At 60.6% G+C, this 13044-nt stretch carries 10 protein-coding genes; 1 reads left to right on the top strand and 9 read right to left on the bottom strand.

Features of this window, described 5'->3' with window-relative positions; all coding sequences use genetic code 11:
- Positions 1-49 precede the first annotated feature (49 nt).
- From AAEZ06_RS09115 to hutC, 4 genes are all read right to left on the bottom strand, one after another.
- A complete protein-coding gene (locus AAEZ06_RS09115; RefSeq protein WP_149411293.1) occupies positions 50-1018 on the bottom strand; it encodes an ABC transporter substrate-binding protein in 969 nt (322 codons plus the stop codon).
- A gap of 161 nt (positions 1019-1179) precedes the next feature.
- A complete protein-coding gene (gene hutU / locus AAEZ06_RS09110; RefSeq protein ID WP_149411294.1) occupies positions 1180-2865 on the bottom strand; it encodes a urocanate hydratase in 1686 nt (561 codons plus the stop codon).
- Positions 2866-3216: 351 nt separating this feature from the next.
- On the bottom strand, positions 3217-3777 hold the full coding sequence (locus AAEZ06_RS09105; RefSeq protein ID WP_350613964.1) for a HutD/Ves family protein: 561 nt from the start codon (positions 3775-3777) through the stop codon (positions 3217-3219).
- Positions 3774-4484: a histidine utilization transcriptional repressor HutC gene (gene hutC, locus AAEZ06_RS09100; protein WP_178114394.1), complete on the bottom strand. Its 711-nt coding sequence runs from the start codon at positions 4482-4484 to the stop codon at positions 3774-3776. The genes AAEZ06_RS09105 and hutC overlap by 4 nt, the downstream gene beginning before the upstream one ends.
- Positions 4485-4630: 146 nt before the next feature.
- Here hutC and AAEZ06_RS09095 point away from each other — a divergent pair, with 146 nt between their 5' ends.
- The gene (locus tag AAEZ06_RS09095) at positions 4631-5995 is read left to right on the top strand and encodes a formimidoylglutamate deiminase (protein WP_149411297.1); all 1365 of its coding nucleotides are present in this window, start codon (positions 4631-4633) and stop codon (positions 5993-5995) included.
- A gap of 36 nt (positions 5996-6031) precedes the next feature.
- Here the strand turns inward: AAEZ06_RS09095 and AAEZ06_RS09090 are convergent, their stop codons facing one another.
- The 5 genes from AAEZ06_RS09090 to AAEZ06_RS09070 all read right to left on the bottom strand — a co-directional run bounded on the left by AAEZ06_RS09090 (position 6032) and on the right by AAEZ06_RS09070 (position 13044).
- Positions 6032-6601: a lipocalin family protein gene (locus AAEZ06_RS09090; RefSeq protein ID WP_149411298.1), complete on the bottom strand. Its 570-nt coding sequence runs from the start codon at positions 6599-6601 to the stop codon at positions 6032-6034.
- Positions 6602-6631: 30 nt separating this feature from the next.
- Positions 6632-6886, bottom strand: a complete 255-nt coding sequence (locus AAEZ06_RS09085; protein ID WP_149411299.1) for an outer membrane protein assembly factor BamE — start codon at positions 6884-6886, stop codon at positions 6632-6634.
- A gap of 154 nt (positions 6887-7040) precedes the next feature.
- Entirely contained in the window at positions 7041-8051 is a 1011-nt protein-coding gene (locus AAEZ06_RS09080) for a class 1 fructose-bisphosphatase (RefSeq protein ID WP_149411300.1), read from the bottom strand.
- A gap of 113 nt (positions 8052-8164) precedes the next feature.
- Positions 8165-9472 (bottom strand): DUF3999 domain-containing protein, encoded by a 1308-nt coding sequence (locus tag AAEZ06_RS09075; protein ID WP_350614092.1) that lies wholly within the window; start codon positions 9470-9472, stop codon positions 8165-8167.
- 35 nt (positions 9473-9507) lie between these two features.
- The gene (locus AAEZ06_RS09070; RefSeq protein ID WP_350613960.1) at positions 9508-13044 is read right to left on the bottom strand and encodes a DUF2339 domain-containing protein; all 3537 of its coding nucleotides are present in this window, start codon (positions 13042-13044) and stop codon (positions 9508-9510) included.

Genomic DNA, 13044 nt, shown 5'->3' with positions numbered 1-13044 from the left:
TTGTGGCCAAGCGCCCGGTTGCCTGTTGGGGCAACCGGGAACGCTCAACCTACAAGGCCGCGTCGATTTTTTTGGCTGCGTCGTCGCTCACCCATGCGTGCCAGATTTCAGGATGTTCCTTGAGGAAAATTTTCGCCAGTTTTGGCGATTCGATTCGCTCTTTAGTCATACGGGCCAGGTTCTGGTTGAGCAGGTCGATCGGCAGATTGACCTTCTCCAGTACCGCTACCAATTCCGGCGCTTGCTCGTGGAACACCTTGGACAGGCCTACTTTGATGGTCACGCTTTTATTCACACCCGGTTTTTCTTCCAGCTTCACCAGGTCCACCTGGCCCATGAGCGGGGTAGGCGACCAGTAGTAGAACAGGATCGGCTCGCCACGCTTGTAGCTGGACAACACCGCCGCATCCAGCGCCGGGCCTGTGCCTGGGCGGAAGTTGGTGTAGGTGCTTTCCAGCCCGTAGCTTTTGAGCATTTCGCTGTTATCCAGCTCGCAGGTCCAGCCGGCCGGACAGTTGTAGAAGCGGCCCTTGGCCGGCTCTTCCTGGTCCTTGAACACGGCGGAATACTTGGCCAGGTCGGCGATGGTTTTCAGGTCTGGCGCCTTGGCTTCGAGCTTGCGCTTGGCGTCGCCTTCGATCACATAACGCGGCACGTACCAGCCTTCGATGGCGCCCACTACCGGAGCGCCGACGCCGACGACTTTGCCGGCCTTCTCGGCCTTGTTCCAGACTTCGCTACGGCCTACCCACTCCTCAGCGAAGATCTGAATGTCATTGCTGCCGAGGGCGTTTTCCATGGTGATGGAGTTGCCCGGCAGGCTGTCGGTTTTGCAGTTGTAGCCTTTTTCCAGGACGATTTGCAGGACATCGGTCAGCAACATGCCGCTTTCCCAGTTCAGGCCGGCGAATTTCACCGGCTTGCCCGACTCGCACCAGCCTGCTGCCTGAGTGGCACCAGCGCTGGCCAACAAGCTTGTGGCGAACAACGTGGTCAGCAGGGTCTTATTCATTTTCATTGTGTGACGCTCCCAATCATGAAATGGATTACGGCAGTCAAAAGGCATCCTGCCTTGTCCACGTCCCATCAGGCTTGTGCCAGCAGCCCGCTTGTTGTTGGTGCAGCGCCCTGCTCTACCGGCAGGATCAAGTGTTCAGAAAACGGGCTATGCCACTTTGGTTACTTGATCATCGGCAGGTTCAGGCCCTGCTCCTTGGCGCAATCAATAGCGATCTGGTAACCAGCGTCGGCGTGACGCATCACCCCGGTGGCCGGGTCGTTGTGCAGTACGCGGGCAATACGCTCAGCCGCTTCATCGGTACCGTCACAAACAATCACCATCCCCGAGTGCTGGGAGAAGCCCATGCCGACGCCGCCGCCGTGGTGCAGTGAGACCCAGGTCGCACCGCTGGCGGTGTTGAGCAAAGCGTTGAGCAGTGGCCAGTCGGACACAGCGTCGGAACCGTCCTGCATGGATTCGGTTTCACGGTTCGGGCTTGCAACCGAGCCAGAGTCCAGGTGGTCGCGACCGATTACGACAGGCGCCGACAGCTCACCGCTGCGCACCATTTCGTTGAATGCCAGACCCAACTTGGCACGCTGGCCCAGGCCAACCCAGCAGATACGCGCCGGCAGCCCCTGGAACGCAATGCGCTCGCGGGCCATGTCCAACCAGTTGTGCAGGTGAGCGTCGTCGGGGATCAGCTCTTTTACTTTGGCATCGGTTTTGTAGATGTCTTGCGGATCACCCGACAGTGCAGCCCAACGGAACGGGCCGATGCCACGGCAGAACAGCGGACGGATGTAAGCCGGTACGAAACCCGGGAAGTCGAAAGCGTTTTCCACGCCTTCTTCTTGCGCCATCTGACGGATGTTGTTGCCGTAGTCGAAAGTCGGTACGCCCATTTTCTGGAAGTCCAACATCGCTTTAACGTGCACGGCCATCGATTGCTTGGCGGCTTTGATCACAGCAGCAGGCTCGGTCTTGGCGCGAGCGCGGTATTCGTCCCAAGTCCAGCCAGCCGGCAGGTAACCGTTGAGCGGATCGTGGGCGCTGGTCTGGTCGGTAACCATGTCTGGACGCACGCCACGCTTGACCAGCTCCGGCAGAATTTCAGCCGCGTTGCCGAGCAGGGCAATGGAAATTGCCTTGCCTTCCTTGGTGTATTTGGCGATACGGGCCAGAGCATCGTCGAGGTCAGTGGCTTGCTCGTCGACATAGCGGCTGTTCAAACGGAAATCGATGCTGACCTGCTGGCATTCAATGTTCAGCGAGCAAGCGCCGGCCAGGGTTGCAGCCAGAGGCTGAGCGCCGCCCATGCCACCAAGGCCTGCGGTCAGAACCCAACGACCCTTGAGGTCATTGTTGTAATGCTGGCGACCGGCTTCGACGAAGGTTTCGTAAGTGCCCTGGACGATGCCCTGGCTGCCGATGTAGATCCAGCTGCCCGCAGTCATCTGGCCGTACATGGCCAGACCCTTGGCATCCAGTTCGTTGAAGTGTTCCCAACTGGCCCAGTGCGGCACCAGGTTGGAGTTGGCGATCAGTACGCGTGGGGCGTTGCTGTGGGTCTTGAATACGCCAACCGGTTTGCCGGATTGCACCAGCAGGGTTTCGTCGTCATTGAGGTTGGTCAGGCTTTCGACGATCTGGTCGTAGCATTCCCAGTTGCGCGCCGCACGGCCGATGCCGCCGTATACCACCAGCTCTTTCGGGTTTTCGGCCACTTGCGGGTCAAGGTTATTCATCAGCATGCGCAGCGGCGCTTCGGTCAGCCAGCTTTTGGCGGTGAGCGTGTTACCGCGAGCAGCGCGGATTTCGACGTCACGGTACTTTGTAGGCTTAGCCTCGGAAAAATCAGTCACGAAAAACTCCTCAACGATCAATGCGCGAACATGATTGGTGCGAAGAGGATGTTCATGGACTCTTACGCACACATCTTTACTTGTACATACAAGAATATGCAATCAAGCGGCCAACTTGGATGGGGAGGGTTGTAGATTTTTTTCGAACAGCCGCGCAAGCCTTGGAAAATAAGGCTTGGCGGCTTGATGAAGTTTTTTACAGTGACTTTTTAAAGCGAGGGAGGATTGTTACCAGGGCAGGGCTTTGCGCCATGCTGGGGCATTCGGTAACAAGTTGGTGCGGAGCCTGGAAACAGATCGAGAGACCAACGGAAAGCAACTGTGGGAGCGGGCTTGCTCGCTCCCACATTTTTAACCGCGTGCAGTCAGTTCGATGACGCAGCAGCGGCCGGCGACGCTGACGTCCAACAGGCCAGCGTTACCGTCCAATTGCAGGCAATCGTGCCGGCCCAACACCTCACCAAGCACCGCCACTTCATCCGCCACACTGAACACCAGCACGGTCTGCGCCTCACTAAAGAAGCGCTGCGCCCCATCCATCCACTGCAACCGCGCCTGATAGCGCTGCGGTGAATAGATCAGGTTGAAATCGCGGATCGGCCCGCCCACCAACTTGCAGGACACCTGGCTTTCACCCTTGAACGGGAACGGATCAAGCGGTAACAACCCCCGCGTATCCTGGCCATCCACCGTCAGCACCATGCCGGCTCCTTGCAGCACCGTAATGATCCGCTGATACCCGGCAAAGGTGGAGAACCCGCCCGACTCACCGATATCGGCAATCGACAGGCGCCAGCCAAAACCGTCCAGACCCTCACCCGCATCACGGGTGATCTCTTCGGTGCTACCGCCGCCGTTCTTCCACGGCATGCGTACGTAATCAGTGGCGCGCCAGACTTTCATCGAACTCATTTACTGAAACGTCCTTCCAGGCGGTGACGAGAGCCGGGGTGGATCAAACGGGCGGCGGTCACCGGCTGGCGGCCGGACCAGGTGCGACGGCGGATCAGCAGGCACGGCTCGCCAGCTTCGATCTGCAGCAGCTTGCATTCCTGGGCATCAGCGAGGATCGCTTCGACCACGTGCTCGCCTTCGGTCAGCGGCGCCACCTGGTTGAGGTACGCGTAAGGGGTTTGCAAGGTGAAATCCTGGGCCAGGTAGTCCGGCGCCACCTGGGCGTTGACGAAACGATCTTCGATTTGCACCGGAATATCGTTTTCGTAATGCACGATCAGCGAGTGGAAGACCTTCTGCCCTTCGCGCATATCCAGGGCCACGGCACGTTCGGAACCGGCGGCCTCTTCGCCCAAGGTGATGACCTTGCAGGTGTGGCGGTGGCCGCGGGAGGCGATTTCATCGGCAATGTTGTGCACTTCAAACAAGGCCGACTGGCTCTTGGGCTCGGCGACAAAGGTGCCGACGCCCTGCATGCGCACCAGCAGGCCTTCGACGGTCATTTCCCGCAGGGCACGGTTGATGGTCATGCGGCTGAAACCCAATTGGCTCACCAGCTCGCTTTCAGACGGAACGCGGTAGTGCGGCGGCCAGTTTCCGCTGAGGATCTGTTGGCTGATCATCTGTTTGACGCGGGCATACAAGGGCGCCGGACTTTCGTCCATGTGGGCAGCCAGCGGAGACTTGGCGGGCGGAGTCGGCACAGGAAATCCTTGCAGGTGAAAAAAGAAGCCTAGCTTGCCGGAGTTTACCGAGCAGGCAAACGTCTGTATATGTATATACAAATAACACACGATGGGGTGCTTGAACCATGTCCGCTTTCTTTGCCGAGCGTGCGCTGCTGCCTAATGGATGGGCCAATGATGTACGTCTTGAAGTCAGCACCGATGGCCTGCTGACAAAAGTTGAGGCCAACGCCAGCGCAGACGGCGCCGAGCGGCTCAGAGGCCCGCTGTTGCCGGGCATGCCGAACCTGCACTCCCATGCGTTCCAGCGGGCCATGGCCGGGCTGGCGGAAGTGGCCGGCAACCCCAATGACAGCTTCTGGACCTGGCGCGACCTGATGTATCGGATGGTCGGCAAGATCAGCCCCGATCAGTTGCAGATCATCGCCCGCCAGTTGTATATCGAGATGCTCAAGGCCGGTTACACCTCGGTGGCCGAATTTCATTACGTCCACCACGATGTCGACGGCCGGCCCTACGCCGACCCGGCTGAACTGGCGCTGCAGATCAGCCAGGCAGCGGCAAGCGCGGGCATCGGCCTGACCTTGCTGCCGGTGCTGTACAGCCATTCCGGTTTTGGCGGCCAGGCACCCAATGAAGGCCAGCGCCGTTTTATCAACAGCACCGAGAATTACCTGCAGCTGCAAGCGCGCCTGCAATCGCAACTGGCGGCACAACCGGCGCAGCACCTGGGCCTGTGCTTCCACTCGTTGCGTGCGGTAACACCACAACAAATCAGCGACGTATTGGCCGCCAGCAACAAGGCGTGCCCGGTGCATATCCACATCGCCGAACAGCAGAAGGAAGTCGACGACTGCCTGAGCTGGAGCGGTCGCCGCCCTCTGCAATGGCTGTATGAAAACACCGAAGTCGATCAACGCTGGTGCCTGGTACACGCTACCCACGCCAACCCGGAAGAAGTGACATTGATGGCCAGGAGCCGGGCGATTGCCGGTTTGTGCCTGACTACCGAAGCCAACCTGGGCGATGGGGTTTTTCCGGCGGTGGACTTCCTCGCTCAGGGTGGGCGCATGGGCATTGGCTCCGACAGCCATGTCTCGCTGAGCGTAGTGGAAGAATTGCGTTGGCTGGAATATGGCCAGCGCCTTCGAGATCAGCGGCGTAACCGGCTGTACCGCAGTGATCAGCCGATGGTCGGCCGCACGCTTTACGAGGCCGCGCTGGACGGCGGCGCCGAGGCACTGGGGCAGCCGATTGGCAAACTGCAAGTCGGCAAACGTGCCGATTGGCTGGTGCTGGACGGCAACGACCCGTACCTGGCGACAGCCCATGAAGACGCGATTCTCAATCGTTGGTTGTTTGCCGGCGGTGATCGGCAAGTGCGGGATGTGCTGGTCAACGGCCAGTGGGTGATTCGCGACGGGCGCCATGCTGGCGAAGAAGACAGCAGCCGGGCATTTACCCAGGTGTTGCGGGATTTACTGGGCTGAAAAAAACGCCGCCTGAATCAGGCGGCGTTTTTTTATTTACTGCGAAGTCTTCGCCATCTGCTTGTCCGACGTGCGCCAGATCAAGCGGGTGGTGTCGTAACCCTGTTGCCGTGCCCTGCTCAGCAGGTCTTCACGGGTTTCGGCGCTGACCGTCGGTGTGCGTGACAGCAGCCACATGTAGCGCCGGCTCGGGCTACCGACGATGGCAGTCTTGTAGTCATCGCTGATGTACAGCACCCAGTAATCACCCTTGGCGATGCCCGGTAGCAGTGCGGTAAACCAGTTATTGAACTCGACCCAAAGCTTGTCAGTCTTGCCTTCGACCTGCGGCGTGGCTGTGCCCTTGGCTTCTTCCCACTTCCAGTCTTCGGTCAGGCAACGGTTATACACCGCCATATTGCCGTCGGGCAGCAGGGAGTAACGGGCTTCGGACTGCGCACAGTTACGCTGGAAATACATCGGCAATCGAGCCAGCTCATACCAGGTGCCCTGGTAACGCTTGAGGTTGACGCTGCCAACGGTCTTGGGTTGAAGATCATCGCCAGAATGGCTGGCGCAGCCCGCCAAAAACAGGCTGGCGCAGAGGTATAGAACAAAACGCATCATTGTTTTTCTCCCGCAGGCTTGCGCCCCGGTTTACTTCAGGCCTTGCCCGGAAAACATCAGAGCTTTGTCACCGGCGTATTGCACGCTGATAAAGCTGTTTTTGTCGCCCCATGTGCAGCTGGACATGCCCAGCGCGCCGGAACAATCAGTCGGCTTACCCAGCAGCGATTCCACCTCGGCCTTGGGCATTCCTGCCGACAGCTTCGCGTAATTTTCCTGGGTGACCTTGCTGCAAGCGGCCAGCAGCACGCAAAAACACAACAGGGCGAGACGGCGTAACGACATGGAATAACTCCTGGAGAGACGAAGCAGCGTGGGTATCTGCCAGAAGCTTAGAAGGGAAAAGGGGTATCTGGTTCCCGACAAGCAAAAACAAAAAAGCCCCGAAAACGCTGAAACGTTTCGGGGCTTTTTGTTAGCTCAAGACCGACCTTAAAAATCAGTCCTTGTGGTAACCGGTCACACGTTCCACTTCTTCTTTCGAACCGAGGAATACCGCCACACGCTGGTGCAGGCCCTCCGGCTGGATGTCGAGAATGCGCTGATGGCCGTCGGTGGAGACACCACCAGCCTGCTCGACCAGGAACGACATCGGGTTCGCTTCGTACATCAGGCGCAGTTTGCCTGGCTTGGACGGCTCGCGGCTGTCGCGCGGGTACATAAACAGGCCGCCACGGGTCAGGATACGGTGTACGTCGGCAACCATTGCGGCGACCCAGCGCATGTTGAAGTCCTTTTTCAGTGGGCCAGTTTCGCCTTCCAGCAGCTCCTTGACGTAACGCTGCACCGGCGCTTCCCAATGACGCTGGTTGGACATGTTGATCGCGAATTCCTGGGTGTCTTCTGGAATCTTGATGTCTTCGTGGGTCAGTACGAAGCTACCCATTTCGCGGTCCAGGGTGAAACCTTTGACGCCGTCGCCCAGGGTCAGCACCAGCATCGTCTGCGGGCCGTAGATCGCGTAACCGGCACACACTTGCTGGGTGCCTGGCTGCAGGAAGGCTTTTTCGTTGAGGTTTTCGTTCTGGGTCAGGTATTCGTTCGGGCAACGCAGTACCGAGAAGATGGTGCCGACCGACACGTTGACGTCAATGTTCGACGAGCCGTCCAATGGGTCGAACACCAGCAGGTAGGCGCCTTTCGGGTATTTGCCCGGGATCTGGTAGGCATTGTCCATTTCTTCGGACGCCATGCCGGCCAGGTGACCACCCCATTCGTTGGCTTCAAGCAGGATTTCGTTGGAAATCACGTCGAGCTTCTTCTGCACTTCGCCTTGTACGTTTTCAGTGCCCATGCTGCCCAGGACGCCGTCCAGCGCGCCTTTGGAGACGGCGTGGCTGATTTCCTTGCAAGCACGCGCCACCACTTCGATAAGGAAGCGCAGATCGGCAGGCGTGTTGTTGCTGCGGGTCTGCTCGATCAAATAGCGACTCAGGGTAACGCGGGACATGGACGGCTCCGGAGAATGGGGGGGGCTAAAAACCCGCGCAGTTTAGCGCGAGTCGGGGCGTATTTCCTCCTATCAGACGAGATAACGCCGATAGAGTTCATGCAGAGCCTGCGTCAAGACTTGGCCGGAGGCTTGCGCAACAAACTGTTGGCCATCGCCCCCAGAGCCGCCACGCCCAGCAGCAGCACGGCCCATAAGCCTATCTTCTTCCAGTTCGTCCCCGTTGGCGCAGGTGCGACAGTGGAGTTGACTACCAGCTCCCCAACCATCCTGGCCTGACCCAAACTGGCCAGGCGCTTTGCGCTGTAATCGGGAATCAGCGTCGACAACGGCAAGTTGGCCGCTTTCACTGAAGGGTTGCCCAGCATCAGGGTAAACGGCGGCTCGCCCCGCGCCAGGAACACCAATTGCGTGGCCCTCACCGCAAAGGTCAACGCTGGCGCCTCAGCGCCCAGGCCACCGCCCCGCTCGTCCACTTCAAGCTTGAGCTGTTGAACGGTCTGCCCCGGTAACTGCAACTCGTCCTGCACCACTTCCTGGCCATTCTGCGTCAGCCGGTAGAGCAAGCCGCTGCTCAATGGCTGCCAGGCCTGACTGCTTTCACGGCGCCCGTACAAGGTCACGGGCGCCAGGCTGTTGGACTGACGCAGTTGAATGCGCAAGCGCTCAACGTTCAGCCCGACGGGTAACTGCCAGCTGTATTCGCCCGTCTTCAGGCGGTTGCCCGCCAGAGGCTGGGACCACACCAAGGGCAAGGGCAGGCTGCTGGTGCTTTGCAGTTGGACAGACGTCAACGTCGGCGCCGCCTGGCCTTTCCACAACAGCCGAAGATAACGGGCCGATTGCCCCGGCAAGCCGACTTCATGCTGCTCGACCCGTTCGTCGGCAAACGCCAGCCGTGCCACCTGCCCTTCGCCCCAGGATTGCCAGTGCTGCAAATCATCACTGGCTTCGATGCTGAAACGCTGGAAGCCGTCGCGCTCGCTGGTCCAGTCGAGGATCAATTGCTGCAACGGCCTCTTGATCGCACTGGCGTCGAGCAACCAGCCGCGCAGCACTTCTTCGCCGGCTTCCACCTGGCTCGCGGGTTGCACCTCCACCAGAGTGCCGCTGGCGCTGGACTGCACGCGTACGCTGGGTACCGTTTCGCTGGCATCGGCCAAGGCATACAGCGGGAACCACTTCACATTGGTGAGGCTGCGACTTTCGCTGCGTTGCGCAGACTCCCGTGCCAGGGCGTAGGCCTGGGGTTCGCCGGCAGCGTTGAATACACGCATATCGCTGAGGTCGACCTGCCGGGCGCTCAGTTGCACTGCCAGCGGTAATTCAAGTCGATACCATGGGCCTTCGCCGCTGACGGTTAGCGGCACCTGGGTGGTGAAGTCGGCGGGCGCTTCCCGAGCCCATGCGGATAACGTCATACACAGGCCCAATACCGCCACGCTCAGCTTACCGATCAAGAGGAAGCTCCTTGAGTTTCAATCACAGGTTCGGCGCGCTTGGGCGGCAGCGGTGCGAAATAACCCACCACCAGCAACAGCCCACCCACACCGATAAACGACACGATCCGCGCCAGACCGCCACGGTTGCTCAGTTCGACGAAGAACAATTTGGCGACCACCACGGCAATCAGCGCCGCACCGATCAGCCAGACTTCCCGGCGATGGCGCAGGTGGCCGCCGATCATCAGGCTCAGAGCAATCAGGGTCCAGACAATCGACAAGCCGGCCTGGACCAGCATCGACTCCAGCAACACATCCAGATGGAACGGCACACCGCTCCAATGGTGAGCGGTGCGCATCACCAGCGCGGTGAAGAAGGCGAACAGCGAGACTCCAGCGATTCCCTGGGCAATCTGCTCGCCACGTGGCCCCATGTGTGGAACCGCGCTGCGTGCCCACAGGTAGACGCCCAGCAGCGCAAACAGCAGGCCCAAATCCAGCGGATTGAGCAACGGCACGTAAGGCAGCGGCTCGGCAGTCCCGTCGCTGAAGATATTGGCCAGCCAGAACCAGCCAAGCATCAGCACCGCCAGAGGCAGCGCCGCGTAGAAACGGTATTGGCGAGGATAAGCCGACACCGGCCACGGCCAACTGCGCGGCGCGGCGGCCAGTACCAGATACAGACTCGGCAGGATCGCCCAACCCAGCCAGCGCCAGGCGTTGTACTGCTCGGACAGTAGCAACAGACCGTAACGCAGCTCCAGCGCCAGCACGCCGATCAGCAACCAGCAGCCGAGCACATGAGCAGCGCCCAGGGCTTTTTCCGGCAGTGTCAGCACCAGGCGCCGCAGCGAGACAAAGTGCACGGCGAACACCGCGACCCAGGCAAGCCAGGCAAAATCCGCAGCCGGGTGATAGCGCGAATGCCAGGACGCCAGCAACACCACGCCGGCTGCTGGAATCAGCAGCGTGCACAACCATCCCAGCGAGGCCCATTGCAGACGCAAGGCCAACACCGCCCAGATCGCCACGCTCAGCGCCGCTACAGCCAACAGCAAGGTGCCTTGCAGCGCCAGCGGCGCGAAACGCAGCACTTCGCCGATCAACGCCAACGCCCACCAGGCCGCACCCCACACCAGTAGCAGGTCCGACAGGCGCTGCAACTTCAATGCCTCGAACACCGGCGCATGCAGGCCGCGCTGCAAACGCCAGGCGCCCGCCAGCGCCGCCAGCCCCAACACCATCGGCGTCCAGAAACCGCTATGGCCCAGAGGCCGCAAGCCTTCGCTGGTCAACGGCCCGAGCAGGTCCGGCGCCGCCAACAGAAACGATCCACCGCCAATCACTTGCAGCAACAGCCCGAAGACAAAGCTGACCCGCTGTTGCAGGTACAGGCTCAACCAAATGATCAACAAACCGCTAGCCGCCCACACGCCGCTGGCGGTCTGCCATGGCAACACAAATAGCACCGCCAGATTGATCAGCACCAATCCGGCCAACAGCACCACCGACAAGCCTCGCAACAAACGCACATCGCTGCGCACCCTATCGTCACGCGCCGCCAGCAGCATGCCGCCCACCAGGGCCAGGCCGATCAGCGAGGCCGTGAGTAATCCGCTCCAACCGGCATTGAACACTGCCGCCGAGTCTGCGCTGGCGCCTTGCAGGCGCAGCAAAAACAGTGCGCCGCCCAGCAGTTGCACGGCAAATGCGCTGAACAGGAACGTGCGCGAGCCAATGCGCAGGCCCACAAACAACGTCACCAGGCCGGCCAGCGCCCAACTGATGGCAGTACCGTGGGTCGACAGCAGCAGTGGCGCGAGCAAATACACAAAGCCCAGGCCGACACTGGCCAGTACCGGCAAACCCTGACGCTCCCAACCTGAAGCCTGCTCCAACGGGGCCTTGCGCAGTTGATAGAAACTGAACAACAACGCCGCCCCCAACAGCAATGCACCCAATGGCGCACCGTCCAGTAGGCTGTTGTCGCCGACCCGTAGTTCACTGAGGAACGCCACCGCCGAACCGATCTGCAACAGCAAGCCAAACACCCGCGCCAATGGTCGTTGCTGGCGCAAGCCGAGCCAGAAAATCCCAGCGCCCTCGACAGCCCAAGCCGCTGCCGTCCAACGCGCATCCAGCCCGAGAGGAATCGCCAGGCTGGCAAAGATCACCCCCAGCGCCAGGCAGGTTTGCGCCAGCAGCAAGGCGCGGCCGCCGCTGAGCAGACGCGCCAACCCCATATAAATAATGCCCAACGCCAACGCGCTGAAGGCGGCGGCAAATTCCTGGTGCTGCACCAGCGCAAACTGCAAGCCAAAGCCCACCAGCGGCGGACCAAACAGCATGCTGCCGTCAACATAGTCACCCTTGGCCGCCGACCAACGCAGCAACGCGCCACGGCTTTCATCCTCGGGAGCGTCGGTCATCTCCAGCAATTTGCGCCGGGCGAACAACAGGCCGATGGCCAGGTACATCAGGAAAAATAGAATCAGGAACGGTTCGGTGCTCCACAGCAGCTCAGGCGTATAGGAGCGCATGCCCCAGGCGAAGCCAATGCCGAAGGTGCCGACAAAGCCAATCAGGTTGAGCAAGCGCCAGGCCTTGAACCAGGCAATGGCGAGGATGCCGGCGTTGAGCAGGGCGAAGTAGCTGAACAATGCCACATGGTTGCCGGCGCCGGTCGAGGTGAGGATCGGCGCGGCAAACCCGCCAAGGGCAGCAGCGCAGGCCAGGCCGAGGGCGTCCTGGGTGATTGCCAGAATCGCCGAGAACACGGTCACCGCGACCAGCAAACCGAGTGCGGCACCGGGATCGAGCAGCGGATGCAAACGCATGGCGGCGAACACCGTCAGGTACAACACGGCGATGCCGGTGCCTTGCAGCATCAACCCGTAGTTGCTGTTGCGCAGCCGCAGCCACCAACCCAGGCCGAGCAGGCCCACGGCACAGGCGGCAACCCCGGCGTAGCGCAGCTCCACCGGGACGACCATGCCTTCGGTGGCGTAGCGCAGCAAAAAGGCCAGGCCAAGGAACAACAACACCACGCCGACCCGCAGCACCGTATTGCCGCCAAACAGCCAGCTGCGCGCGCCGCTGATGGCGCGCTCGATCAGGTTGGGGCCACGGGAGATGACGGGCGCAGCAGGTTGCATCGCCGGCGCAGGTTTCCAGGCATCATCCGGCAACGGACGGCTTGGCTCAGCCGCCGCTGAATAGACCGGCTCCAACTCGATGGGCAGTTCCCAGACCAGCTCGGGAGCTGTCGGCAAAGGTGGCGGCTCGGAAATCGAGGGTTCAACCAATACACTGGGTGCAACCAGCACAGCCTCAGGTTTTTCCAACTGCGCCAGGCGTTGTTCCAGAGACTCCAACGCCTTTTGGGAGGTCTCCAACTGACGGCCCTGCTCGTCGGTGCGCGAAGCCAGCATCGACAGGCGAATCGCCTGGCCAATACCCAACCCCAGCAGCGCACCAATGCCCGCATCACTGAACGACTCATCGAGTGTCCAGCCGAGCACCAGGCCAATCAGCATGAAAATCCATTGCAT

The sequence above is a fragment of the Pseudomonas sp. HY7a-MNA-CIBAN-0227 genome, assembly GCF_040310325.1.
In the GTDB taxonomy this organism is placed as follows: domain Bacteria; phylum Pseudomonadota; class Gammaproteobacteria; order Pseudomonadales; family Pseudomonadaceae; genus Aquipseudomonas.
This window is presented reverse-complemented; position numbering and strand designations above follow the sequence as displayed.